Annotated in this window: 23 protein-coding genes; 13 read left to right on the forward strand and 10 right to left on the reverse strand. The window is 28.4% G+C overall.

Features of this window, described 5'->3' with window-relative positions; genetic code table 11:
* The first annotated feature begins 25 nt into the window (after positions 1–25).
* The gene (locus tag ASKIR_RS00070; RefSeq protein ID WP_066352153.1) at positions 26–1,273 is read left to right on the forward strand and encodes an MgtC/SapB family protein; all 1,248 of its coding nucleotides are present in this window, start codon (positions 26–28) and stop codon (positions 1,271–1,273) included.
* Between the two features lie 163 nt (positions 1,274–1,436).
* On the opposite strand, the gene ASKIR_RS00075 is transcribed toward ASKIR_RS00070, so the two are convergent.
* Positions 1,437–2,273, reverse strand: coding sequence for a LysR family transcriptional regulator (locus ASKIR_RS00075; protein ID WP_115588053.1), 837 nt, complete (start codon positions 2,271–2,273; stop codon positions 1,437–1,439).
* A 95-nt stretch (positions 2,274–2,368) separates the two neighbouring features.
* Here ASKIR_RS00075 and ASKIR_RS00080 point away from each other — a divergent pair, with 95 nt between their 5' ends.
* Positions 2,369–3,550 (forward strand): YbfB/YjiJ family MFS transporter, encoded by a 1,182-nt coding sequence (locus tag ASKIR_RS00080; RefSeq protein WP_066160630.1) that lies wholly within the window; start codon positions 2,369–2,371, stop codon positions 3,548–3,550.
* A 3-nt stretch (positions 3,551–3,553) separates the two neighbouring features.
* Here ASKIR_RS00080 and ASKIR_RS00085 read toward each other — a convergent pair whose 3' ends face one another.
* A complete protein-coding gene (locus ASKIR_RS00085) occupies positions 3,554–4,456 on the reverse strand; it encodes an RluA family pseudouridine synthase (protein WP_066352149.1) in 903 nt (300 codons plus the stop codon).
* Between the two features lie 112 nt (positions 4,457–4,568).
* Here ASKIR_RS00085 and purB point away from each other — a divergent pair, with 112 nt between their 5' ends.
* The 5 genes from purB to ASKIR_RS00110 all read left to right on the forward strand — a co-directional run bounded on the left by purB (position 4,569) and on the right by ASKIR_RS00110 (position 10,425).
* Positions 4,569–5,897, forward strand: coding sequence for an adenylosuccinate lyase (gene purB, locus ASKIR_RS00090; RefSeq protein WP_066160636.1), 1,329 nt, complete (start codon positions 4,569–4,571; stop codon positions 5,895–5,897).
* Positions 5,898–5,910: 13 nt separating this feature from the next.
* Complete coding sequence (locus tag ASKIR_RS00095) at positions 5,911–8,295, forward strand: ribonucleoside-diphosphate reductase subunit alpha (RefSeq protein ID WP_066352148.1); 2,385 nt, start codon at positions 5,911–5,913, stop codon at positions 8,293–8,295.
* Between the two features lie 33 nt (positions 8,296–8,328).
* Positions 8,329–9,351, forward strand: a complete 1,023-nt coding sequence (locus ASKIR_RS00100) for a ribonucleotide-diphosphate reductase subunit beta (RefSeq protein ID WP_066352144.1) — start codon at positions 8,329–8,331, stop codon at positions 9,349–9,351.
* A 6-nt stretch (positions 9,352–9,357) separates the two neighbouring features.
* Positions 9,358–9,876: a hypothetical protein gene (locus ASKIR_RS00105; RefSeq protein ID WP_066352141.1), complete on the forward strand. Its 519-nt coding sequence runs from the start codon at positions 9,358–9,360 to the stop codon at positions 9,874–9,876.
* A gap of 75 nt (positions 9,877–9,951) precedes the next feature.
* Complete coding sequence (locus ASKIR_RS00110; protein WP_115588052.1) at positions 9,952–10,425, forward strand: hypothetical protein; 474 nt, start codon at positions 9,952–9,954, stop codon at positions 10,423–10,425.
* 10 nt (positions 10,426–10,435) lie between these two features.
* Here the strand turns inward: ASKIR_RS00110 and ASKIR_RS00115 are convergent, their stop codons facing one another.
* The 5 genes from ASKIR_RS00115 to ASKIR_RS00135 are packed head-to-tail and all read right to left on the reverse strand — an operon-like array spanning position 10,436 to position 15,096.
* Positions 10,436–11,419 (reverse strand): YhdH/YhfP family quinone oxidoreductase, encoded by a 984-nt coding sequence (locus ASKIR_RS00115; protein WP_066352136.1) that lies wholly within the window; start codon positions 11,417–11,419, stop codon positions 10,436–10,438.
* 10 nt (positions 11,420–11,429) lie between these two features.
* Positions 11,430–12,326 (reverse strand): NAD(P)H-dependent glycerol-3-phosphate dehydrogenase, encoded by an 897-nt coding sequence (locus ASKIR_RS00120; protein ID WP_066352134.1) that lies wholly within the window; start codon positions 12,324–12,326, stop codon positions 11,430–11,432.
* The gene (gene gatB, locus ASKIR_RS00125) at positions 12,326–13,756 is read right to left on the reverse strand and encodes an Asp-tRNA(Asn)/Glu-tRNA(Gln) amidotransferase subunit GatB (RefSeq protein ID WP_066352309.1); all 1,431 of its coding nucleotides are present in this window, start codon (positions 13,754–13,756) and stop codon (positions 12,326–12,328) included. The genes ASKIR_RS00120 and gatB overlap by 1 nt, the downstream gene beginning before the upstream one ends.
* A 24-nt stretch (positions 13,757–13,780) precedes the next feature.
* Positions 13,781–14,605: a peptidylprolyl isomerase gene (locus ASKIR_RS00130; RefSeq protein WP_066160659.1), complete on the reverse strand. Its 825-nt coding sequence runs from the start codon at positions 14,603–14,605 to the stop codon at positions 13,781–13,783.
* A 56-nt stretch (positions 14,606–14,661) separates the two neighbouring features.
* Positions 14,662–15,096 carry a deoxycytidylate deaminase gene (locus ASKIR_RS00135; protein ID WP_066160663.1) on the reverse strand — a complete coding sequence of 145 codons (435 nt, stop codon included), beginning with the start codon at positions 15,094–15,096 and terminating at the stop codon, positions 14,662–14,664.
* 127 nt (positions 15,097–15,223) lie between these two features.
* Here ASKIR_RS00135 and accB point away from each other — a divergent pair, with 127 nt between their 5' ends.
* The 6 genes from accB (at position 15,224) to ASKIR_RS00165 (ending at position 22,974) form a co-directional block, all read left to right on the forward strand.
* A complete protein-coding gene (gene accB / locus ASKIR_RS00140; RefSeq protein WP_066160665.1) occupies positions 15,224–15,706 on the forward strand; it encodes an acetyl-CoA carboxylase biotin carboxyl carrier protein in 483 nt (160 codons plus the stop codon).
* Positions 15,707–15,715: 9 nt separating this feature from the next.
* On the forward strand, positions 15,716–17,068 hold the full coding sequence (locus ASKIR_RS00145) for an acetyl-CoA carboxylase biotin carboxylase subunit (RefSeq protein ID WP_066160668.1): 1,353 nt from the start codon (positions 15,716–15,718) through the stop codon (positions 17,066–17,068).
* Positions 17,069–17,278: 210 nt separating this feature from the next.
* Positions 17,279–18,766 carry a DEAD/DEAH box helicase gene (locus ASKIR_RS00150; RefSeq protein ID WP_066352130.1) on the forward strand — a complete coding sequence of 496 codons (1,488 nt, stop codon included), beginning with the start codon at positions 17,279–17,281 and terminating at the stop codon, positions 18,764–18,766.
* An 82-nt stretch (positions 18,767–18,848) separates the two neighbouring features.
* Positions 18,849–20,432 (forward strand): inorganic phosphate transporter, encoded by a 1,584-nt coding sequence (locus ASKIR_RS00155; protein ID WP_115588051.1) that lies wholly within the window; start codon positions 18,849–18,851, stop codon positions 20,430–20,432.
* Between the two features lie 50 nt (positions 20,433–20,482).
* Positions 20,483–21,385: an AEC family transporter gene (locus tag ASKIR_RS00160; RefSeq protein ID WP_228137754.1), complete on the forward strand. Its 903-nt coding sequence runs from the start codon at positions 20,483–20,485 to the stop codon at positions 21,383–21,385.
* Entirely contained in the window at positions 21,382–22,974 is a 1,593-nt protein-coding gene (locus ASKIR_RS00165) for an asparagine synthetase B family protein (RefSeq protein WP_115588050.1), read from the forward strand. Before ASKIR_RS00160 ends, ASKIR_RS00165 begins: the two co-directional genes overlap by 4 nt.
* Before the next feature lie 28 nt (positions 22,975–23,002).
* Here ASKIR_RS00165 and ASKIR_RS00170 read toward each other — a convergent pair whose 3' ends face one another.
* The 3 genes from ASKIR_RS00170 to ASKIR_RS00180 form a co-directional block, all read right to left on the reverse strand.
* On the reverse strand, positions 23,003–23,386 hold the full coding sequence (locus tag ASKIR_RS00170; protein WP_066160683.1) for a hypothetical protein: 384 nt from the start codon (positions 23,384–23,386) through the stop codon (positions 23,003–23,005).
* A gap of 71 nt (positions 23,387–23,457) precedes the next feature.
* Positions 23,458–24,855: a PhoH family protein gene (locus ASKIR_RS00175; RefSeq protein ID WP_066352126.1), complete on the reverse strand. Its 1,398-nt coding sequence runs from the start codon at positions 24,853–24,855 to the stop codon at positions 23,458–23,460.
* On the reverse strand, positions 24,852–25,364 hold the full coding sequence (locus tag ASKIR_RS00180) for a CopD family protein (RefSeq protein ID WP_066352123.1): 513 nt from the start codon (positions 25,362–25,364) through the stop codon (positions 24,852–24,854). Before ASKIR_RS00180 ends, ASKIR_RS00175 begins: the two co-directional genes overlap by 4 nt.
* Position 25,365: the final 1 nt, after the last annotated feature.

Here is a 25,365-nt window from a genome sequence, read left to right on the forward strand (position 1 = left end):
AAATTTTTTAAAAGGGGATGATTATATGCAAATAAATGAGCTATTGCTATATTTCTTAGCTACAGTAGTTTTTAGTTTTTTAATAGGTTTAGAAGTTAGAGCATATTTGTCCAAATTTCATGAAAATGATTCAAAAATATTTTTAGGAACAATAAGAACATATACATTTTTGGGAATTATAGGATTTATTTTATATAAACTTGAACCAGATAATTTTACTCTATACTTAGCTGGATTTTTATCTTTTACACTACTTTACTCTTTACTTTTTTATAAACTTTTAGAAGACAAAAAGAGCAGTATTTTATTATATTTAGTTGCAATTATTGTATATAGTTTTGCCCCCTTAATAAATCTTTTTCCTTTTTGGTTAAGCTCTTTAATATTTGTTGTTACAATATTTTTATTAAATGCTAAAAATAAATTCTTAAAATTTAAGATAAATATAAATATCTATGAGCTTGAAACTTTAAGTAAAATTATACTTCTAACAGCTGTTGTTTTACCACTTCTTCCTCAAGATAAAACAATTCCATATCTAGGAATATCTTTATATAAAATTTGGCTTACAGTTGTTGTAATATCTTCAATATCATACTTTAGTTATCTTCTTCAAAAATATATTTTTCCTTCAAAAGGGATACTTTTAACTGGAATTTTAGGAGGTCTTTACTCTTCAACTGCAACAACAGTTGTTTTATCAAAAAAATCTCAATCTTTAGAAAATAGCGATATGTTTACAGCTTCTATAATTTCTGCAACTTTAATGATGTATTTAAGAATTACAGTAATAGCTGCACTATTTAATATGGAAGTTTTCAAAATATTGGTTTATCCATTTCTAATATTTTCATTAATTTGTATAGTTATAACTTTTGTATATTATAAAAAAGCATCAAATGGTTTAGCAAATATTGAACTAACAGATTCAAATCCATTAGAATTGGGAACTGCTTTTATTTTTGCTTTTTTATTTATAGTTACTATGATTATTACAAGTTTTGTAGTTGATTCTTATGGGACAACAGGTTTAAATATCTTATCTATGATTATTGGATTTACAGATATTGATCCATTTATTCTATCACTATTAGCAGGAAATTATAATATTGATATATCTTCTGTAGCTTCAGCTATTATTATTGCAACTGGAAGTAATAATATTTTAAAGGCTGTATATACATTTTGGTTTGCAAAGAGAAAAGCAATATCTAGTTTTGTTTTATTAACAACTCTTGGAGTTTTAACAATAATGGTAGGATTAATCTTATGATTTTCTTACTTATTGTTACATTTTGATTAAATTTTTAAATAAGTTTTTAAAATAAATCTAAATGAAATAAATTTTTGCTATAATTTTCGCTTTAAAATGATTTATAATTGATGAGTATAAAACTTACAGAAAAGTTTAACTAAAACACTATACTCATCACTTATTAATCATCTAAACTCATCTTTCTTAAATAATCACTAATTTTTGGAATATTATCAACTCTACAAACTAAACATGTTGGTATATAAGCCTCTTCTTTTGGTAAAACAGTAATTTTTATATCTTTATCATATCCCATTTTTTTTACTATACTTATTGGTAGCAATGATTTACCCATACCAACTTTTATGCAAGATAAAATTGTTTCTAAATTTCCAAATGGAAGACTCTTTTGTACAAAAATATTTTTTTGTTGGTAATAGCTTTTTAAAAATTCATCATAAACACAACCCTCTTTAAATGTTAAAGTTACATTTGGAACATCATCTTTTTGAGGTTCAAGAATTGCAATTTCCTCTTCAAATTTTTTTAAAACTACTAAAGAATCATTTGTAGGTTCACCACTTATAAATGCTATATCAACTCTATAATCAAGAATTAATTCATATATATCTTTTGTTGTTCCAGTAAATAGCTCAAGATGTAAATTTGGAAAATCTTTATGAAGTTTTAATAAAAATGGCGAAATTCTAACAGCTGCATTACAATCTGTTGAACCAATTTTTAAAGTTCCAGTTTCAATATTGTTATTAGAAATAGAATCGATACAATTTTGCATTTTATGTATTAACTCAAGAGCTTGAGGGTATAGTTTTTCGCCCTCTTTTGTCAAAATTACACCTTTTGGAACTCTAAAAAAAAGTTCAACTTTTAAATTCTTTTCTAGCTGTTTTATTCTTGAAGTTACATTTGATTGGGCACATTTTAGCTCATTTGCTGCTAGTGAAATACTCTTTTTATTTGCAACAGTTACAAAAACTTTTAATAAATTTAGATCCATATCATCTCTCCTTATATCACATATCATTATAAATTATTTGACATAAAATAACTTTTAGTGATATCATAACAAAAATTTGGTTTTTGAGGCAAAATATGTTGAAGCTTTTTGATAGAAATAATAATATCTCAATTTTAATTGCTGGAATTTTCTCTATAATTATTGGTATTGGTGTTGCAAGATTTGCATTTACAGGATTAATTCCTCCTATGCTCGATGATTATTTAACTATTAAATTTGTTGGAATTTTGGCCTCTTTAAATTTTGCTGGATATTTAAGTGGATCACTATTTTCAATCTTTATAAAAGATATAAATGTAAAGGTTTATTTGTATAGGTTTGGTGTTGTTTTGGCAATTCTTACAACTTTTGTTTTAGTTTATAGCACAAACGATACAGTTTGGATGGTATCAAGAGTATTAGCAGGGTTTGCTGGAGCTATGTGTTTAATAGTTGGAACTGCAATTGTTATGCAAAAACTTACAATAAAAAGTAAAACAAAAGCTATGGGAATTCACTTTAGTGGAATTGGATTTTCTATTTTAACTACAGATTTAATTGCAAGATTTGTTTTGAGTTTAGATTATAGCTGGAGAGATTCATGGTTTGTTTTAGCTATTTTTGCAATAGTTTTGTCATTTTATAGTGTTTATATTCTATCATTTGACAAAGAGGTAAAACAAAATCAAGTAAAACAGAAATTTGATTTTACAATTTTTACACCATTTGTAATAGTTTTAATTATGGCATATTTTGCAGAAGGTGTTGGATTTGTAGTTCAAGCTACATTTTTACCAGACATTATAAACAACCTTTCTGGACTTGAAGGTTATGGAAGTCTTACTTGGACACTTGTAGGAGTTGCTGGAATTCCATCTTGTATTATTTGGATGTTATTGGCACATAAATTTGGAAGCTCAAACATAATAATAATTGCACTTTTACTTCAAGCTGTTGGAATTTTAATTCCAGCTTTTACAAGTGATATATATCTAAATTTATTAAGTGGAGTTTTATATGGAGGCACTTTCATAGGACTTGTTGCACTGTTTATGAATTTAGGTGGGCAGTTATCAAAAGGAAATCCAGTTGTTTTAATGGGAGCTTTAACAACATCTTATGGAGTTGGTCAAGTAATAGCTCCACTTTATAGTGTATATTTTATTGAAAAATATGGAAACTATGATTATGCTTTATATTTAACAGCTATTATTGTAATTGGTGGAGCTATTTTACTTTTTATGGCAAAAAAATTTGAGCCAAAAGATATTTGCTAAATTTTATTTTATCTGCTCTAAAATCTCTTGATTTTTTGAGTAGATTTTGTAAGTTACACCTTTATATGGGAATTCAAGATGATTTGCATGAAGCCAAAGTCTGCTTGAACCTGTAATTTTAAATCTATCCTCTTTGCTTAGAGTTTTATTTAAGTAATTTTCAGCATTCTCATCATCAACACCATAAATAGGATCTCCTAAAATTGTATGTCCAATTGAGTGAAGATGGACTCTTATTTGATGTTGCCTTCCTGTTAGTGGAATTGCTTCAATGAGTGTCAAATCTTTTTCTTTATTATATTTTATTGGTTTTATGATTGTAGTTGATTCTTTTCCATTCTCATTTTCAGAGCAAACCTTCATTCTGACACCTATTAATAAACCTTCTTTATCAATAGCTTTATCAATTTTTATCTCTTTTTTTATCTCACCATTTACAATTGCTAAATAAGATTTATGATATTTTTTTTCTTGAAACATATCTTTTAGCTCAATTTCACTCTTTTTATTTTTCCCAACTATTACTAAACCACTTGTTTCAGCATCAATTCTATGAATTAAATTTGCATTTTCTCCAAAGTGATATCTTATTTCATCAAGTAAAGAGTAAGGAGTGTTTTTAGAAATTGGGTGTACCATAAGATGAGTTGGTTTATCAAAAATTGCAAAATCTTGAAATTCTAATAAAGGTTTTAATCCTTTGGAATTGCCTTCAAAAAGTGCTATAAAGATATGATTTGTTGGTATTATTTCGCCTGTGTTTATATTATTATTATTTTCATCAAAAACTCTTCCTTTTGATACAAGTCTTTGTGCTACTTTGCCTTCTATACCGAGGTTGTGAACTAGAAATGCTTGAATTTTTTTATCTTTTATCGCTTCATATTTCTTTAGTGTAAATGCCAAATTTATTCCTTAGATTTTATCTTATATTTTGCTCTAGTTAGGTATAGTTCAAATTCAATTTTAAAGCAATTTTATAATAAAAAAGATAGAAATACGATTAGAAGGGTAATTTATGGTAGAAAGATACGCAAGAAAAGAGATGAGCTCAAAATGGACACAAGAAGCAAGATATGCAGCTTGGTTGGAAGTAGAAAAAGCAGCTGTAAAAGCTTGGAATAAATTAGGTCTTATACCAGATAGTGATTGTGAAAAAATAGTAAAAAATGCAAAATTTTCAGTAGAGAGAATTGAAGAGATAGAGGCTATTACTAAACATGATTTAATAGCATTTAATACAAGTGTAAGTGAGAGTTTAGGAGAAGAGTCAAGATGGTTTCATTATGGAATGACATCTTCAGATGCCGTTGATACAGGTGTTGCTTTACAAATGAGAGACTCTTTACAAATTATTATTGATGATGTAAAAATGCTACTTGAATCAATTAAAAAAAGAGCTATGGAACATAAATATACTCTAATGGTTGGAAGAAGCCACGGTATTCATGGAGAGCCAATAACTTTTGGACTTACATTAGCTGTTTGGTATGATGAAGTTAAAAGACATCTAAAAAATCTTGAAGAGACTATGGAGGTTATTGCAGTTGGTCAAATTTCTGGAGCTATGGGAAATTTTGCTCATGCACCTTTAGAGCTTGAAGAGTATGCAATGGCTGAGCTTGGTCTTAAACCTGAACCTTGTTCTAATCAAGTTATTCATAGAGATAGATATGCAAGACTTGCTACAACTTTAGCACTTCTAGCTTCTAGTGTTGAAAAATTTGCAGTACAAGTTAGACATCTTCAAAGAACTGAAGTTTATGAAGCTGAGGAGTATTTTGCAGCTGGACAAAAGGGAAGTTCTGCTATGCCACACAAAAGAAACCCTATTTTAACTGAAAATATAACTGGACTTGCAAGAATAATTAGAGCTTATGTAACACCTGCTTTAGAAAATGTTGCTTTATGGCACGAAAGAGATATCTCTCACTCTTCAACAGAGAGATTCTGGTTACCAGATGCATTTATTACAACAGACTTTATGCTTCATAGAATGAATAGCGTTATTGCAAATCTTACAGTTATGCCTGAAAATATGATGAAAAATCTAAATTTAACAGGTGGACTTGTATTTTCTCAAAGAGTTTTACTAGAGCTTCCACTTCAAGGAGTTAGTAGAGAAGATGCATATAAAATAGTTCAAAGAAACGCAATGAAAGTTTGGCAAGAGATTCAAAAAGGAAAACCAACTACAAATGAAAAAGGTGAGTCTTTATATCTTCAATATCTTTTAGCAGATGAAGAGTTAAGAAAATCTTTAAGTGAAGATAAGATAAGAGAGTGTTTTAATTTTGACTACTATACAAAAAATGTAGAGAAAATTTTCAGCAGAGTTTTTAACTAATAGGGGATTTTAAATGGCAATAATGATTCAAAAAAGAAATGGTCGAAAAGAGGTTTTGGATATTACAAAAATACAAAAAATGACTATTGAAGCAACAGCTGGACTTGATGGTGTTAGTCAAAGTGAGTTAGAGCTTGATTCTCATATAAAATTTGTTGATGGAATGAACTCAAGTGATATTCAAGATGCTTTAATTAAAACGGCTGTTGAGAAGATTGATATTGATGTTCCAAACTGGACTTTTGTTGCTGCTAGACTATTTTTATACGATTTATACCATAGGGTTGGGATTGCAACTTGTGGAGTAAAAGGCGAAGCATATAGAGACTTAAAAGAGTACATTAGCTTTGGAATTGAGGCTGGAAGATTAATACCAAATTTAGCAAGTGGTTATGATTTAGATGATTTAAACTCATATATTGACCCAAGTAGAGACTTTTTATTTAACTATTTAGGAATTAAAACTCTATATGATAGATATTTGATTAAAAACTCTAAAGGTGAACCAATAGAACTTCCTCAACAAATGTTTATGGCAATTGCTATGTTCTTAGCTCAAAATGAAGATAATAAACAGGAAAAAGCAAAAGAGTTTTATGATGTTATCTCTAAATTTGAAGTTATGCTTGCAACTCCAACTTTAAGCAATGCTAGAACAAATAGACATCAATTAAGCTCTTGCTATATTGGTTCAAGTCCTGATAATATTGAAGGTATCTTTGATGGCTACAAAGAGATGGCACTATTATCTAAATATGGTGGTGGAATTGGTTGGGATTGGAACCAAATAAGAAGTTTAGGTGGAGCTATTGATGGTCATAAAAGTGCAGCTGGTGGAACTGTTCCATTTTTGAAAATCACAAATGATATTGCAATTGCTGTTGATCAATTAGGTACAAGAAAAGGTGCAATTGCTGTTTATCTTGAGACTTGGCATATGGATATTATTGATTTTATTGATTTAAAGAAAAATAGTGGAGAAGAGAGACGAAGAGCTCATGATCTTTTCCCAGCTCTTTGGATTAGCGATCTATTTATGCAAAGAGTTTTAGAGGACTCTTATTGGACTTTATTTGATCCAGCTGAAGTAAAAGATTTAAGTGAGTGCTTTGGTGATGAGTTTACTGCCAAATATATAGCTTATGAAAATAGTGACAAAGTTACAAAAAATAGAATAAAAGCAAAAGATTTATGGAAAAAAGTGTTAACTTCATATTTTGAAAGTGGAAGCCCATTTTTATGTTTTAAAGATACTGCAAATAGAGTTAATCCAAATCAAAATAGTGGAATTATTAGAAGTTCAAATTTATGTACTGAGATATTCCAAAATACAAATCCAAATCACTACTTAATTAAAGTAGAGTTTGAAGATGGAACTATTGAAACTTTTGAGGAGAATGATGTTTTAAAACTAGATAGTGGAATTTCAAAAAAAGCAAATAAAGTAACTGCACTTGATAGTATAAATGGTAAAAAAATCTTTATAGTTGAAAAAGAGAAAATAGATGGAGATACTGCTGTTTGTAATTTAGCAAGTGTAAATCTATCAAGAATCAATAGTTTTGAAGATATAAAAAGAGTTGTTCCAATAGCTATTAGAATGCTTGATAATGTAATAGATTTAAATTTTTATCCACTTAGAAAAGTAAAAGCAACAAACTTAAAAACAAGAGCAATAGGTCTTGGAGTTATGGGTGAAGCTGAAATGTTAGCAAGTCATAAAATATCTTGGGGAAGCGTTGAGCATTTCAAAAAAATTGATGAAATTATGGAAGCTATTTCATACAATGCAATAGAATCAAGTTCAAATTTAGCTCTTGAAAAAGGGTCATATAGTTTATTTGAAGGTTCAAATTGGAGCAAAGGGGTTATGCCTCAAGACCATACTCCTCAAGCTGTAAATGCTTTAGTTGAGAAAGATTTATTTGATAGCTCTTGTGATTGGGAATCTTTGAGAGAAAAAGTGAAAAAAGATGGTATGAGAAATGGTTACCTAATGGCTATTGCTCCAACATCATCTATCTCAATTTTAGTTGGGACAACTCAAGCAATAGAACCTGTTTATAAAAGAAAATGGTTTGAAGAGAACTTAAGTGGATTAATTCCAGTAGTTGTGCCAAAATTAAGTCCTGAAACTTGGGAGTATTATACACCTGCATTTGAGATTGATCAACTTCAAGTTATAAAAGCAGCAGCAATTAGACAAAAATGGATTGACCAAGGACAAAGTACAAATATTTTTATGAGTTTAGATAAAGCAAGTGGAAAATATCTGCATGAAATTTATACTTTAGCTTGGAAACTAGGTCTTAAATCAACTTATTATTTAAGAAGTCAAAGTCCTGAAGCAAAAAATGATGTAGAAGATAGAAGTATGGAGTGCGCTGGTTGTCAATAAAGACACCATTTACATTTTTTTAAAGGAAAATAGATGGAAAGAAAAATTATATATAACCCAAATTCAAAAGAATCGTTAAACGAAAGAAGAGTTTTTGGTGGAAATAGTGATGGAATGATTAACTTCACTAAAATGAAATATCAATGGGCATTAAATCTTTGGGATACTATGGAAGCTAATACTTGGTTTCCTAGAGAAGTTCAAATGACACAAGATGCAAAAGATTATAAGTATCTAACACCAGCTGAAAAAAGAATGTACGATTTGGTTTTAAGCCAACTTATTTTTATGGATAGTTTACAAACAAATAACCTAATGGATAATATAAATCCATATATAACAGCACCTGAGATAAATGCTTGTTTATCTAGACAATCTTATGAAGAGGCAAATCATAGTAAATCTTATGCTGTTATGGTTGAATCAATCTCTGATAACACAGATTTAATCTATGATATGTGGAAAACAGATGCAAAATTAAAAGAGAAAAATACTTATATTGCAGAAGTTTATAAAAACTTATCTCAAGGTGAATTAACAGATGAAAAACTTCTTTTAGCACTATTTGCTAATCAAATTCTTGAAGGTTTATATTTTTATGCAGGTTTTGCAGCTATTTATGCACTTGGAAAAAGTGGTAAGATGCTTGGAAGTTCACAAATGATTAGATTTATTCAAAGAGATGAAGTTACTCATCTATTACTATTTCAAAATATGATAAATAGTGTAAGAAAGGAAAGACCTGATCTATTTACAACTGAGCTAGAGCAAAAAGTAAGAGCAATGTTTAGAAAAGCTGTTGAACTTGAATCTTCTTGGGGAGCATATATTACTCAGGGGCAAATTTTAGGTTTTACAGATGCAATAATCACACAATATATTCAATATTTAGCAGATAGAAGACTTGAAGCTGTTGGATATAAAGCAGAATACAGTGTAAAACACCCTATTCCTTGGGTTGATGGTTATGCTTCATTTAATGATCAAAGAACAAATTTCTTTGAAGGAAATGTTGTAAACTATTCAAAAGGAAGCATTGATTTTGATGATTTTTAATTAAATATGTCAAATTTTAGAAAAATATATTTATTGGTTATATTTACAATTTTATTAAACTTTATAGCTATTTATAGTTTTGATTATAAAGAGTTTTTCAGTGATAAAAATGAGTTTAAAATCAGTGATGTAGATGATTTTAGTAATATTTTTTTTGGAAAAAAATATCTCTATTCTGACTATACAATTTTAAAACAAAATAATATTCTTGTACTGAGTGGAACATTTAGTACAAATGCCGTTTTAGAAGAGTTTAAAACGGCTCTTAAAATAAATTTAGATGAAAATATTACTATTGATAAAAGTAGAAAAATAGATTTTGAAACTGCAAATAGAGTTTATAAGATAATAGATTTCTTAAAAGAGTATATGGAAAATGGTTCAAAAATAGTAGTAAAGAATAATAATATAATTTTTGAAGGTGCAGTTAAATATAAAAGATACGCAAGATTAGTTCAAATTTTAGAAAATGAGTTTGAAAGTGATACTTTTTTTGTAGATATTGATACTTTAGAGTTTAATTAAAGATTTAAATACCATTTTAATTTAAAATAATATAGAATATTACCAATTTATTAAAATAAACACAGGGGATATTTTATGATAGAAGTTTATGAATATATAGTTTCAAAACCATTTCTTGTTTTGTTAATAGGAATTTTAATTGGATATTTCATTTCAAGGGGACAAAAAGAGAGATTTAAACCTATATCTAACTCTTCAAGTACACAAGAAATAGAAGAAAAAAGAGTTAAAATAAATCCAATTTTTAACAAAAATGCCTCTCTTGATGCAAAACCAATGGTTCTTAGTGCTTCAACAAAAAAAGATAGTTTTATTAAAATTAAAGGTATTAATGAAGATTTAGAAAAGAGGCTTTATGATTTGGGTATTTATCAATATGATCAGATTGCTACTTGGACAAGTAAAAACTGTGATTGGGTTGAGAGTTTTTTACAACTTCCAGGATATATTAGATCAAATCAATGGGTAGAACAAGCAAAAATTCTAAAAACAGGAAGAGAGACAAGCTATAGCCAAAAGCTTTTAGATGAAGAGATTTCAGAAAATTAGTAAAAATAGATTAATCTATCTTTACTAAATATCTTCCAACAGCTTTTGAATTTAGAATATTTGAATAGGCATCCTTTATATCATTTAGTTTTATCTCTTTAGTAATTAAATTTAAATTACCAACTTTATATATTGATGCCAATTTTTCCCAAGCATCTTGTTTTTTATCTAAACTACACTCAACACTATCAATCCCAATTAATCTAACACCTCTTAAAATAAAAGGGAATACATTTGTATGTAAATCGCTTGATGATGTAAGTCCACAACAAGTAACAACTCCATCATAGTTTGTCTGTTTTAAAGCTGTTGATAAAATTTCTCCGCCAGTTGTATCAATTACAGCACTATATTTTGTAGGTAAAAGAGCTTTTTGACTATCTTTTAGGAAATCATTTCTTAAAATAACCTCTTTTGCTCCAATATCTTTTAGAAATTCAATGCTACTCTCTTTTCCTGTAACTGCCGTGACATAAAATCCTAAATTATTTAAAATAGTAACCGCTAAAGAACCAACTCCACCTGTGGCACCTGTAACTAAAATATGGCTACCTTTAAAATTTTTAATATGATTTGTAATCTCATTGATACTTAGTGCTGCAGTTAATCCTGCTGTACCATAAATCATTATATCTTTATCACTTAATTTATCAGAAGTTTTTGCTACCCAGTTTGATGGTACTTTTACATATTGACTATGTCCACCATTACTATTCATTCCAAAATCATAACCAGTTACTAATACTCTATCCCCTACTTTAAATTTTAAAGATTTAGTTTCAACTATTATTCCAGCAACATCTACTCCAGTAATATGAGGAAATTTTTTTGTAACTCCAGGGTGCCCAATTGAACTAAGAGCATCTTTATAATTTAAAGATGAATATGTAGCTTTTATAATAACTTCATTTTCACCACATATTGGTTTTTCTATCTCTTTTACACTTGAAGAGATGTTTCCATTTTCATCTTTTTCTACTACAAAAGCTTTCATTTTAACTCCTTTAGTTTTTTAATAAATCCTTTAGGCTATCTTGAGGTTTTTTACCATCTAAAATTAGTTTTATCTCTTTTGCTATTGGTGTATAAATATTATGTTTATTGGCAAGTTTATCAATAGCATAAGCTGTTTTAACACCCTCTGCAACCTCCCCTAATTCTTCTAAGATATCTTTTAGCTCTTTATTTTTTGCTAAGCCTAAACCTACTCTAAAGTTTCTACTCATAGTTGAATTTGCTGTTAAAAATAGATCTCCAGCACCACTAAGACCTAAAAATGATGAGTTTTTTGCTCCAAAATATTTTCCAAATCTTTGCATCTCTACTAAACCTCTTGCAATTAAAGATGCTTGAGCATTTTTTCCAAGATTTAAACCTTCACAAATTCCACTTGCAATTGCAAGAACATTTTTATAAGCTCCTGCAATTTCAGCTCCTATTACATCAGAGCTATAGTAAGTTTTTATAAAATTTGGGAAAAAAGGGCTAAATTGTCTATATAGTTTTTTTGATTTTGAGTTTATTACAAGGGCACAAGGAAGAGCTTGTATAACCTCAGCAGCAAAGGATGGTCCTGAGATAAATCCAATATTTTTATCTGGAACAAAAGATTCATAGATTTCATTTAAAAAATCTCCACTTGAAGCCTCTATTCCTTTACTCGCAACTAATATTTTTTGATTATTAAAAACAAAGTTGTTTTCTAACCAAGCTCTTATCTCTTGAGCTGGGATTGCAATTACTAAATATTCACAAGATAGTGCAAACTCTAAATCAACAAAGTTTTTAATCTCTCTTTTTGTTCTTGAAGTAATATAACAATCTTGTTTAGCACTTAGTGCAAAATGAAGAGCTTGTCCCCATTTTCCAGCACCTATAACTGCAATCTTACCTTTTTGCATTATTTTGATAATCTCTCTTTAATTAGTTCATTTACTTTTTGAGGATTTGCACTCCCTTTAGATGCTTTCATAGTTTGACCTACAAAAAATGCAAACATCTTCTCTTTTCCAGCTTTGTACTCTGCTACTTTATCTGCATTTGAAGCTAAAATTTCATCAATAATAGTTAATATTGCTCCATCATCACTTACTTGCTTTAAACCTAACTTCTCAATTGTTTCATCAACATTTTTTGAACTATTCTCAATTAAATAATCTAAAACCTCTTTAGCGGCTTTTCCAGAGATTGTACTATCTTCTATTCTTTTTACAATTGTAGCTAGTGTTTTTGCATCAATTGGTGATTGCTCAATAGTAATCCCCTCTTTTAATCTTCCTTGAAGTTCAACAGTAAGCCAAGTTGTAGCATTTTTAGCACTAATTCCTTCACTCATCATCTCATCAAAATAGTTTGCCATCTCTAAAGATGAAGTTATAACAGACGCATCATACTCTTTTAGTCCATACTCTTTTACAAATCTCTCTTTTTTCTCATCTGGAAGTTCTGGAATTTTAGAGTACTCTTTAATCATCTCATCACTAATAATTAAAGGAAGCAGATCTGGATCTGGGAAATATCTATAATCAGCAGCATCCTCTTTTCCTCTCATAGATCTTGTCTCTCCTGTAGCTGTGTCAAAAAGTCTTGTCTCTTGAACAATTTTTTCCTCATACTCTCCATCTTCCCAAGCCTCTATTTGTCTATTTACCTCATATGCAATTGCTTTTTCAATAAATCTAAATGAGTTCATATTTTTAATTTCACATCTTGTGTAAAATTTAGTATCCCCTTTTGGTCTTATAGATACGTTAACATCACATCTAAAACTTCCTTCTTGCATATTTGCATCACTAATTCCTAAATATCTTACAATTGAGTGAAGTTTTTTAAGATATAAAATAGCTTCCTCAGCACTTCTCATATCAGGCTCACTAACAATTTCAAGCAAAGGTGTTCCTGCACGATTTAAATCAACTTGTGAGTGATTACCACTATGGATATTTTTTCCAGCATCATTTTCTAAATGAGCTCTTGTAACTCCAATAGTTTTACTTCTTCCATCAGCAAAATCAATAGTTAATTCACCAAGCCCAACAACTGGGATGCTTAATTGTGATATTTGATAACCAGTTGGTAAATCTGGATAAAAATAGTTTTTTCTATCAAAAATTGAGACTTTGTTTATCTTTGATTTAAGAGCAGTTCCAAGCATAATAGCCTTATGAACAGCCTCTTTATTTAATACAGGAAGTCCTCCTGGAAGTGCTAGACAAGTTGGACAAGTATTACTATTTGCCTCTTCTCCAAAACTTGTTGCACATGAACAAAAAAGTTTTGTTTTTGTATTTAATTGTACGTGAACTTCTAATCCTATAACTATTTCAAACATATTATTTGACATCTAATTTACTCCTTATCTTATTACTTTAATATCTGCTGTTAATTTCTGTTTTTCAAAATGTTGTTCTAAAAACACTTTTTCTCTTTGTTCCATAATTTCATTAAAAATTCTATCTTTTACAATATCAAAATTTATAGCCTCATTTCCTTCTCTATTCTTTATATATAAAGATATATATTGATTATTCAATGTAAATATTGGAGTAAAAGATCTATTTTTAGTAGTAGTTAAAACATATTGTAGTTGTGCATTAATATCTTTACTATCAATTTTTAGTTCACTTACTGTTACAGATGGTATAACCTTCATTGGTGTTGAAATTTTTTCAATTAAATCCTCTTTATTTGAAGAGCTATATTGAGTCACATAAAAATATTTTGAAGTTTGATATTGTGAAATATTTTTTTCATAATATAACTTTACATCATCAATTGTAGCAATAGCAAGTTGCCCACGAACAAGTTTTTTGATTAGTTTTTGTCTAATAACACTATCTTTTACTTCATTTTCAAAATCATTATAGTTTGGATATTTTTGTTTAATAATTGATTTAAAACTATAAACATCCATTCCATTTGAATTTGCAAGGTTTTCAATCTGTTCATTAATATCAAATATATCAGCACTTATATTGTTTTGTTTTACAAGTTGCTCAAAAAGAGTTTTATCTATTAAATAAGAGACAGAGCTATTTTCATCAACTCCTCTTTTTTTCATATCCTCTTTTATATCATATATAGTTATTGGATCTTCATTTACTAATACAGCTATTCCATTTATAGTATTAGCTAAAGTAAAACCAATAAAAAGAGAAAAAATTAATAAAATTTTTTTCATAGTGAGAATTTTCCTTTTTAAATAAAGATATTATTTTATCAAAACACTCTTAAGTTTTAGGAAATTTGCTCTATTTTTACCCCATTGTCTTCTAAAAATTTTGAAACTATATCTGAATTTGTGTGTTCATAAGATTTTTCATAAACAATTCTTTGAATACCACAAGCAATAATATTTTTAGAGCATTCACTACAAGGCTCAAGTGTTACATATATTGTTGCTCCTTCTATTGCTATTCCTTTTCTTGCAGCCCAAATAATTGCATTCATTTCAGCATGAATTTCATAAGTCTTAGACCATTCGTGATGATCTTTTGTATATTCGTCATTCCAATAATTACAACAATTTTGATATCCAGCTGGCGTTCCATTGTAGCCAGTTGATAAAATTCTTCCATCTTTTACAATAACAGCTCCAACTTGTTTTGATACACATTTTGAAGCCTTTGCAATCTCTTTTGCAATATTTATGAAATTTTTATCACTTATCATCTTTTATCCTAAATTTTTTTGGTATTTTAGCTATTTTTCTTAAAAAAAGCTTATTTTTTATAATAAAAGAATTAAAATTAGAAATATTTTGATATTATTTGAGAAATTTTTGAAAAAAAGGGATCAAATGGATTTTAAAGATATCAAAGAACTAATTAGAGTTTTTGACAAAAGCGAACTTAATAAGTTAAGAATAAAAGAGGCAGATTTTGAAATCTCTATGCAAAGAGGTTTTGAAGGAGGAGTTACAACTGTAGCTACAACTCCAATGGTATCTGCACCTGTTGCTTCTATTGCACCTACTTCTTCTGTTACAACATCTTCTGTTGCACCTGAAATAGCAAAAGATGATAGCAATGCTAATTCAAATGGAATTACAATAAACGCTCCAATGGTTGGAACTTATTACTCTGCTCCATCTCCAGATGCTCCACAATTTTGTGCAATTGGTGATATAGTTAGAAAAGGTCAAACTTTATGTATTCTTGAAGCAATGAAAATTATGAATGAGGTTGAAGCTGAATTTGACTGCAAAATTATAGATATATTAGTACAAAATGGATCACCTGTAGAGTACGATATGCCAATTTTTGTTGTAGAAAAAATATAAGAGCTTAAAATGGCAGAAATTAAAAAAATATTAATTGCAAATAGAGGAGAGATTGTTCAAAGAGCTATTAGAACAATCAGAGAGATGGGGAAAAAATCTGTTGCAATATATAGTGCTGGTGATAAAAATGCCTCTTATTTAAAGCATGCTGATGAAGCTGTTTGTATTGGTGGAGCAAAATCAAGTGAATCTTACTTAAATATTCCAGCAATCATAACTGCAGCTGAGATGACAGGTTGTGATGCAATTTTCCCTGGATATGGATTTTTATCTGAGAATCAAGATTTTGTTGAGATTTGTAAACTTCACAATATTAAATTTATTGGTCCATCTTCTGAAGTTATGGAAAAAATGGCTGATAAATCAAAAGCTAAAGAAGAGATGGTAAGAGCTGGAGTTCCTGTTGTACCTGGAAGTAAAGGTGCTGTTAGAACTTTAGAAGAGGGTAAAAAGATTGCAAGAGAGATTGGGTATCCAATTATGGCTAAAGCTGCTGCTGGTGGTGGTGGAAGAGGTATGAGACTTATTAAAGAGGAAAAAGACTTTGATCACCAATATTTAGCGGCTTCTAGTGAAGCATTAGCAGCTTTTGGTGATGGAACAATGTATTTAGAGAGATTTATAAACAATCCAAGACATATTGAAGTTCAAGTTTTAGGTGATTCTCACGGAAATGCAATTCATGTTGGTGAGAGAGATTGCTCTTTACAAAGAAGACATCAAAAAGTAATAGAAGAGTCACCTGCAATTTTGTTAAATGATGAAACTAGAGCAAAACTTCACGAAGTTGCTGTAAAAGCAACTAAATATTTAAAATATGAAGGTGCTGGAACTTTTGAGTTTTTAGCAGATGATAAACAAAATATCTATTTTATGGAGATGAATACAAGACTTCAAGTTGAGCATCCAGTTTCAGAGATGGTTTCTGGAATAGATATTGTTGAGTGGATGATAAAAGTTGCACAAGGAGAAGAGCTACCTTCTCAAGATAGTATTAAATTTAGAGGTCATGCAATTGAGTGTAGAATTACAGCCGAAGATCCAAATACATTCTTACCATGTCCTGGAAAAATAACTCAATGGATGGTTCCTGGTGGAAGAAATGTAAGAGTTGATTCACATATCTATGCAAACTATATTGTTCCTCCATATTATGACTCAATGATAGGAAAACTTATTGTTTGGGGAAGAGATAGAGAAAAAGCTATTAATATTATGAAAAGAGCTTTAAATGAGTTTGAAGTTACTGGAATTAAAACAAATATTCCATTCCATCAAAAAATGATGCTTAACAAAGATTTCATAAATAATAACTACGATACAAAATACCTTGAAGATTATAAAGGTTTAGATAGTATCTAAAAATTTAAGAGAGATTTTCTCTCTTAAAGCAAAACTTAATATAAACTTAGATAAAATCCGCCAATTTATACACATTTATATGCCTATCTTTTTTTAAGATTTAGTAATTTTATACTAATAACTTACATAATTTTTATATTTGATTATCCATTATAGGAAGGTTTTTTAATATAAGAGTGTATATTTAAAATATATACTTAAGGATAAAAAGTGACTTTTCAAGATTTTAATTTTAAAGAAAAATTACAAAAAGCAATAGACGAAGCTGGTTTTAAAGAACCAAGCCCAATACAAGTTGATGCAATACCACATATTTTAGCAGGTAAAGATATTGTTGGACAAGCTCATACAGGAACAGGTAAAACTGCAGCATTTGGATTGCCAGTTTTAAACCAATTAACAGGTAAAAATGCTGAAGCAGTTGTTATAGTTCCAACAAGAGAACTTGCAATGCAAGTCTCAGATGAGTTATTTAAATTTGGAAAACTTTTAGGAATTAATACTGCAACTGTTTATGGTGGACAATCATATTCAAGACAATTAAAATTAATTGAAACAGCAAGTATTATTGTAGCAACTCCAGGAAGATTTTTGGATTTACTAAGAAGTGGACAAATAAAAATTCAACCAAAATTTGTAATTTTGGATGAAGCTGATGAGATGCTTGATATGGGATTTTTAGATGATATCAAAGAGATATTTACATTTTTACCAAGTGAGAGACAAACTCTACTTTTCTCTGCAACAATGCCAGTAGCAATAAGAAATCTTGCAAAAACAATTTTAAAAGAGCCAGAGTTTGTAACAATTACGAAATCAGATGTTACAAATAAAAATATTACGCAAACTTTTTATGTTGTAGATGAGAGAGAAAGAGATGATGCACTAATAAGACTTTTTGATTATAAAAATCCAAAAAAATCTATTATATTTTGTAGAACAAAAAAAGATGTTGATAGATTATCTACATTTTTAATCTCTCAAGGTTTTATGGCTAAATCTCTTCATGGAGATATGGAGCAAAAACAAAGAGAAGAGGCAATTAAAGCATTTAAAACTTCTAAACTTGAAATTCTAATTGCTACAGATGTTGCAGCACGTGGATTAGATGTTAATGATGTAACACATGTATTTAATTATCATTTACCATTTGATGGTGAGTCTTATGTTCATAGAATTGGAAGAACTGGACGAGCAGGTAAAGAAGGAGTTGCAATATCTATTGTAACTCCACATGAGTTTAAAACTCTTCAAAGAATTGAACATACTATTGGAACTAAGCTTGAATCAAAAGTTGTACCAAATATTAGTACAGTAAAAGAGAAAAAAATAGATGATTTAAAAAAATCTATTATTACTCAAGAGATAAAAGATTATGCAATTGAATTAGTTGAAAGTTTAAAAGAAGAGTTTGATGTTTCAACAATTGCATTTAAATTAGCTTCAATTATTGCATCAAAAACTTATGTAAAAGGTAACAACAATATTGGTAAAAATGAAGTTGATTTAAAAAGATTAACTGAAATGTTATCAAAAGTTACAGATAGAAATGATGATAGAAGAGGACATAGAGGCAGAGGTCAAGGAAATAGAAATAGTAGAGGTGCTGGAGCTTCAAGATCAAGACAAAGAAGCTCAAGTGGTTCTAAAGAGAGATCAGGATCAAATAGATCTCCTAGAAGTAGAAGAGCCGATTAAAAAGAGTTTCCCATAAAATATTTTAATAAGGGTATTTATTATATAATCCCTTATTATTACAATTTGATTACAAGGAAATTTTATGGATATTAAAACTATAAAGACCATTGAAAGTGCCACCGAAAAGTCTCTTTCAAGTTTTGCTAAATTAACTCTCTCTTTGCTATTTTTACTAGCAGTTTTTCTTTGGACATACTCTTCTCACGGTACAGTTCCTGATAATACTTTCTTAATTATTGGTGCAATTTTTGGCGCTTACATGGCTTTAAATATTGGTGCAAACGATGTTGCAAACAATGTTGGACCAGCAGTTGGAGCTAAAGCTTTAACTTTAACAGGTGCAATTATAATTGCAGCTATTTTTGAAAGTGCTGGTGCAATTATTGCTGGAGGAGATGTTGTTAATACTATTAAAAGTGGTATTATAAATCCAGATTTAATAACAAGTAAAGACTCATTTATTTGGGCTATGACAGCTGGTCTTTTAGCAGCTGCTATTTGGTTAAACTTTGCCACATCTATTGGAGCACCTGTTTCTACAACTCACTCAATTGTTGGTGGAGTTATGGGAGCTGGAATTGCTAGTGCTGGATTTGCTATATTAGATTGGGGTAGTTTAGCAGAGATTGCATCTTCATGGGTAATATCTCCAATTTTAGGTGGAATTGTAGCCGCAGCATTTCTATTTTTCATAAAAAAACAGATTATTTTTAAAGAGAATATGTTGGAGCAAGCTAATAAGTTTGTTCCATATTTGATTGCTATTATGACATGGGCATTTACAACTTATTTAATTTTAAAGGGTTTAAAACAGCTAATAAACATAGGTTTTTGGGGAGCTTCATTTATTGGTATATTATTTGCTGTAGTCTCTTATTTTTTAATGAAAAAATATGTCTCACAAGCATCTAAAAATCTAACGAATGATAGAGCAAGTATAAATGCTTTATTTACTATTCCATTAATCTTTGGTGCTGCTTTATTATCTTTTGCACATGGTGCAAATGATGTTTCAAATGCTATTGGTCCACTTGCTGCTATTAATGATGCAATAATGTCAGGTGGAACAGGAGTTAAAGCTTCAGTTCCATTTTGGATACTTTTTGTTGGAGCAATTGGTATTGTAATTGGTCTTTTACTTTATGGTCCAAGACTTATTAAAACTGTTGGTAGTGAGATAACTGAACTTGATCAAATGAGAGCTTTCTCTGTTGCTATGGCAACAGCAGTTACAGTTATTTTTGCTAGTCAATTAGGACTTCCTGTATCTTCAACTCATATTGCAATTGGTGGTGTATTTGGAGTTGGTTTTTTAAGAGAGGCTTTAGATATTACTGAGAAAAAATTTCTTCAAGATATCAGAGAGAAGTTTAAAAAACATAAAAAAGATTTAGAAAGATCTCAACAAGAACTTGCAAAATTAGAGGCTGTAAAAGACAAAACTAAAAACACTTATATTAAAATTGTTGACCTTTTCAAAAAAATCGATGATATTGAAGCACAAGTTAAGCAAGAGAAAAAAGATTTCAAAAAAGCTAAAGGTGCAAAATATGTTAAAAGAGATGCAGTAAAAAGAATTATTGCTGCTTGGCTTATTACGGTTCCAACTTCAGCTCTTTTAGCTGCAGGAATTTACTATATGATTAAAGGTATAGTTGCAGTATAAGTAGATTTTCTACTTATACTATATTTTTTTAGGATTTTAAAATAGAAGCTATTTTTTCGGTTCTTCCAATATATTTTTTTATTTTATTAGGTTTTTTTGCAAAGAAAAGACTACAAACTCAAATAGATGAAAAATCATTAGTTCTACTATCTTTATATTTTCTTCAGCCAATTATGATTTTTTGGGGATTAACAAAAGAGCCAATTAATTATGAGTTTGTATTGTCTCCACTATTTTTTCTTTTATCAATGTTAATATCTCTTAGTTTTATGCTTATGTATTCAAAATTTCTCTTCTCTTCAAAAACAGATGAAAATATATTTTTAGCAACAGCATTAATAGGAAATACAGGAAACTTAGGAATTCCTCTAGGAATTGCTTTATTTGGTGTTGAATCAGTTCCTTATACAAGTATAATCAATATTGCAAATATATTTTTTATGTACACAATATCTATCTATTTTTTTGCACGAGATAAGTTTAATTTTAAAGATTCAGTTAAATCTATCTTTAAAATTCCAGTTATCTGGTTTGCAATTTTTGCTTTAGCCTTTAACTATTTTGAGTTTAAAATTCCAAAGGAGTTTGATTTTGCTTTAGAAATGGGAGCTTATACATCTTTAACTCTTCAATTAATCATTTTTGGAACATATTTGTATAGTGTGAAGGTTAAAACAATTCCTTGGAGATTATCCCTACAAATAAGTTTTGCAAAACATATTCTACTTCCAGTTGTAGGTATTGTAGTTATTGTAGGATTTACAAATTTAAATTCTATGATAGCATCAATTTTAATTATGGAGCTAATGATGCCTCTAGCAGTAAATAATGTAAATTTTTCTGTTGTTTATAATACTAAGCCAAGTGAAGTTGCAGCCACAATTTTAGTTTCATCTGCTATTTTTGTAGGAATTTTACATTTTTATATAGAGATTATTGAGTATTTTATATGAAAAAATTAGATACAGAACTATTAACTATATATTTTGAAGGTGAAATATATAATAAAAACTCTTTTAATTTAAGTGATAATCTTTTATTGTTAGAAGATTTTTATTTAAAGTATAAATATGATTTTTTAACAAAACTTGATGGAATTTTTGCTTTTTGTATTTATGATAAGCGAGATAATAGATATTTTTGTGCTAGAGATAGATTTGGTAATATTCCTTTATACTACTATATAAAAGAGGATAAATTCTATTTTTCAACTCAAATAAGAGATATATTAAATAGTTTATCAAATATACCAAAAATGAATAAAGTTGCTTTAAGTAAATATATTCAATATTTTTCTACTTTTGGCGAGGATACTTTTTATCAAGATATTTATAAACTAGAAGATAGTACCTATATTGTATATGAATTAAATAAAGAGCTAATCAAAAAAAGATATTATAAAATCAACACATATAAAACCATAAATGATGAAAATACAGCTTTAAAGAGTTTAGAAGAGCTTTTATATTCAAGTATTGAAAAGCGTCTTAAAAACTCTCCTTGCTCACTTTTAAGTGGAGGAGTTGATAGCTCTTTGATTGCATCAATTTATACTAAGATTTCTGGAAGAAAAATAGATACATTCTCAATTGGTTATAGTGAGTTTAAAAACTATTGTGAACTTCCATATGCCAAAATTACTTCAAATTTTATAAATTCAAATCATCATGAAGTTATTTTAGATAAAAAAACTTATATTGATAATTTCTATAGTTCACTTGATAATTTTGATGAACCTCACGCTGATAGTGCATCAACTCCTTTAAATATCTTATTAAAGAGTATTAAAGAGTTTGGTGCTACTGATATCTTATCTGGAGAAGGAGCTGATGAGCTATTTTTTGGTTACGATAACTATTCAAAATTTTTAAGATACTATAATTTTCAAAAATCTTTGACTAAAAATCAGTTTGATTTTTTAGATGAGATAATAGGTGCACTACAAAACAACACAAAAGAGAGTGAATATTTAAGAAGAGTTGTAAAAAAAGAGACTATTTATAACTCATTTGGTGAAGTTTTCAATGATATTCAAAAAAGAAAGTTATTTAAAAAAGTTCCAACATTTAAAGGTGAAACATCAAAACAGGATTTTATAGATAATATGAGCTATACAGATTTAAAAATTTGGGTTTCAAATGCAGTTTTAACAAAAACTTATAGAGTTACAAAAGCAAATAATTTGCAATTACACACACCTTTTTTGGATAATGATATATTAAAATATGTTTTTAGTATAGATAGTAGTCTGAAAATGGGAGATACAAATAAATATTTGCTTAAGAAAATTGCTCAAAATCATATTCCAGTTGAAATTATAAATAGAACAAAAAAAGGTTTTAATTCTCCATTTAATGAGTGGCTTCAAGATGAATTTGGAATTTATATTTTAGAAGTTATTTTAGAAGTTAATAAAAAGACAGATTTATTTAATGATGATTATCTAAAACATATATTTAATCTAGCAAGTTCAAATAAATTTAAACAACATTTGTATTCAATATTTATATTCTCTTTGTGGTATAAGAGAGTCTATCTATAAATAGTAAATGTTTCCCGTGAAACATCTACTATTTTTCCCAAAAATCATTCAATTTTTGATTTGTTTCAACTAATTCATTATCAAATTTTGATTCACTATTAGCTGATAACTTCTCAATCTCTTTTAAAGCAATTTGAAAATCATCTTGTGAAATTTCATTATCACCAATTTTGTTTATTTTCTCTATTTTATCAGAAGTTTTTCCAGTTGTATTTGATTTTAAACTTAAATACTCTTTCATGATTTTTTCATACTCTGTAAAATCAAATATTATTGCAGATGGTTTACCATCTCTCAAAATTATAGCTTTTTGAATCTCTTTTGATTGTATTTTGTCAAAAATATATTTATTTTTTCTAACTAAATCAGTTGCTGAGAACATTTCATCTGAAGTGTACTGGATTAAAGACATTTTGTATTCCTTTACAAAAAATATTATGTATTATAACACAATATTTTAAGTTTAGGTTTTAAAATAGTTTATTAAAAAATTGATTCGGCCCACTCTGTAATTGGACCTCTTAATACCTTTTCAAGTTTTATTGCAAAAATATTTACAAAATTATTCTCATTTTTAGTAGATTTTAAAAGAGTTGTTAATGAGTTTGTATATCTGTTTACATAGAAATTATCTATTTGTTTATTTGAACCCAAAATTACAACTTTGCAAGAGTTATCAACCCTTGACAGAACCATTTGCATTGTTTTATTGGACATATTTTGAGCTTCATCAATAATTATAAAACTATTTGATAAAGTTCTTCCTCTCATCTCTCCAACCCACATAGTCTCAATACCGTAGTTTGAAATCATCTGCTCAATTCTTGCTGTTACTTCACTATCTTCAAGAGGTGTGTAAGCAGTATCAGATTTTTTATTTCTTCTTTTTTTGTGCTCACTTCTAATTATATAATCTAAACTATCCATTAAAGGGTGATTATATATTCTAAATTTCTCTTCAAGGCCTGGTAAATATCCAACATCCTCACCTTTATCTAAAGATTCAATTGAGTTTCTTATATATATAATTTTTTGAAAATGTTTTTGGCGTACTAGTTTCAATGCTCCACTTAAAGCTAGAAGAGTTTTTCCACTCCCTGCTTTTGCTTCAACAATTAAAACATTGAAAAAGTGAGTCATAATTGCATTTGAAAAAAATAGTTGCTCTTTATTAAGAGGTGTTATTGTTTGATTTCTAATCTCTTCTTCATCTAAAATAACTATTTTTTTATTTTGAATAGAGGCTAAAACTATTTGATCTGAATTTTTAACTTTAAAGCAATATGAGTAATCACTTGATTTATACTCTTTATCAAATTTTGATATATTTTGATTGTTTATAAACTCCAAATCTTCGAAGTTTATATCAATTTCTTTAATAAAATTTTGATTAAACTCTATATTGTCTTTACCATGAAGTGCATCAGTTTTTAAATCCAAACTTACAGCTCTTGTTCTTGCCATAATATCCATTGATATAAAAATAACTTCTGTTTTGTAGTAATCTTTTATCTCAACAGCTAATTCAAGTATCTTTCTATCATTTAAAATATTACTTGATACATTTTTGCTAGATACTCTATATTCATCTTTTGAAACTATATCTATGATGGTTTCATATCTGTTTTTTATCTTTAATCTTACTATTTTTTTATCTTGATATTTTATTGATTCAATAATATTTGAATTTTCAAGTATTCTTGCAAACTCTCTAGCTTGAAAGTTAATCTCATCAAAACCACTCTTTTTGCTATCAATCTCATCTAAAACAGTCTCTGTTAAGATAATTAAATTCTTTGATTCATCACTAAGTTTAAAGATATTTGTAGCATCTTCTAAAAGGATATTTGTATCCAAAAGGTAGTATTTTTCAAATTTCATGATTTAACCTTTTTAGGTTTTAAAATCATATAAGAGATAAACGCAAATAGTGCAATAATTATAAATGAAAAAAGTATTGAGAAGTTTTTAGTAATTACATAAGTAACTATTAAAATAGCTAACATTGTGGGCATTTCATTGTACATTCTAAAAAATTTACCACTTTTACTGCATCTATCTTCATATAAAGCCTTTCTATAATACTCTAAAGATAAAGAGTAAGCTACAAGTAAAATAAGCATAAATATCTTTGCAATAAACCAATCTTGAGAAAGGAGTGCTTTATTCAAAGTTATCATTGCTACTCCACTAAATATTGTTACCCACATTGCTGGATGACCAATATATTTATATATTTTAAACTCTTGAATTTTTACAACTTCAACAAACTCTTTTTTATCAATATTTTCAACATGATAAACAAAAAGTCTTGGAAGATAGAATAGCATTGCCATCCATGATAAAACTGCTATTATATGCAAACTTAATATCCAACTGTAATACTCCATA

Source organism: Aliarcobacter skirrowii CCUG 10374, assembly GCF_003544835.1.
Taxonomy (GTDB): Bacteria; Campylobacterota; Campylobacteria; order Campylobacterales; family Arcobacteraceae; genus Aliarcobacter; species Aliarcobacter skirrowii.

What these genes read in the sequence shown, in the direction of transcription:
- ASKIR_RS00115 (WP_066352136.1), bottom strand. Translation starts at nt 11,419, where the DNA reads ATGAAAGCTTTTGTAGTAGAAAAAGATGAAAATGGAAACATCTCTTCA.
- ASKIR_RS00130 (WP_066160659.1), bottom strand. Translation starts at nt 14,605, where the DNA reads ATGAAAAAAATTTTATTAATTTTTTCTCTTTTTATTGGTTTTACTTTA.
- ASKIR_RS00155 (WP_115588051.1), top strand. Translation starts at nt 18,849, where the DNA reads ATGGATATTAAAACTATAAAGACCATTGAAAGTGCCACCGAAAAGTCT.
- ASKIR_RS00135 (WP_066160663.1), bottom strand. Translation starts at nt 15,096, where the DNA reads ATGATAAGTGATAAAAATTTCATAAATATTGCAAAAGAGATTGCAAAG.
- ASKIR_RS00075 (WP_115588053.1), bottom strand. Translation starts at nt 2,273, where the DNA reads ATGGATCTAAATTTATTAAAAGTTTTTGTAACTGTTGCAAATAAAAAG.
- ASKIR_RS00180 (WP_066352123.1), bottom strand. Translation starts at nt 25,364, where the DNA reads ATGGAGTATTACAGTTGGATATTAAGTTTGCATATAATAGCAGTTTTA.
- gatB (WP_066352309.1), bottom strand. Translation starts at nt 13,756, where the DNA reads ATGTTTGAAATAGTTATAGGATTAGAAGTTCACGTACAATTAAATACA.
- ASKIR_RS00080 (WP_066160630.1), top strand. Translation starts at nt 2,369, where the DNA reads ATGTTGAAGCTTTTTGATAGAAATAATAATATCTCAATTTTAATTGCT.
- purB (WP_066160636.1), top strand. Translation starts at nt 4,569, where the DNA reads ATGGTAGAAAGATACGCAAGAAAAGAGATGAGCTCAAAATGGACACAA.
- ASKIR_RS00170 (WP_066160683.1), bottom strand. Translation starts at nt 23,386, where the DNA reads ATGTCTTTAATCCAGTACACTTCAGATGAAATGTTCTCAGCAACTGAT.
- ASKIR_RS00145 (WP_066160668.1), top strand. Translation starts at nt 15,716, where the DNA reads ATGGCAGAAATTAAAAAAATATTAATTGCAAATAGAGGAGAGATTGTT.
- ASKIR_RS00175 (WP_066352126.1), bottom strand. Translation starts at nt 24,855, where the DNA reads ATGAAATTTGAAAAATACTACCTTTTGGATACAAATATCCTTTTAGAA.
- ASKIR_RS00095 (WP_066352148.1), top strand. Translation starts at nt 5,911, where the DNA reads ATGGCAATAATGATTCAAAAAAGAAATGGTCGAAAAGAGGTTTTGGAT.
- ASKIR_RS00100 (WP_066352144.1), top strand. Translation starts at nt 8,329, where the DNA reads ATGGAAAGAAAAATTATATATAACCCAAATTCAAAAGAATCGTTAAAC.
- ASKIR_RS00165 (WP_115588050.1), top strand. Translation starts at nt 21,382, where the DNA reads ATGAAAAAATTAGATACAGAACTATTAACTATATATTTTGAAGGTGAA.
- accB (WP_066160665.1), top strand. Translation starts at nt 15,224, where the DNA reads ATGGATTTTAAAGATATCAAAGAACTAATTAGAGTTTTTGACAAAAGC.
- ASKIR_RS00070 (WP_066352153.1), top strand. Translation starts at nt 26, where the DNA reads ATGCAAATAAATGAGCTATTGCTATATTTCTTAGCTACAGTAGTTTTT.
- ASKIR_RS00110 (WP_115588052.1), top strand. Translation starts at nt 9,952, where the DNA reads ATGATAGAAGTTTATGAATATATAGTTTCAAAACCATTTCTTGTTTTG.
- ASKIR_RS00105 (WP_066352141.1), top strand. Translation starts at nt 9,358, where the DNA reads ATGTCAAATTTTAGAAAAATATATTTATTGGTTATATTTACAATTTTA.
- ASKIR_RS00120 (WP_066352134.1), bottom strand. Translation starts at nt 12,326, where the DNA reads ATGCAAAAAGGTAAGATTGCAGTTATAGGTGCTGGAAAATGGGGACAA.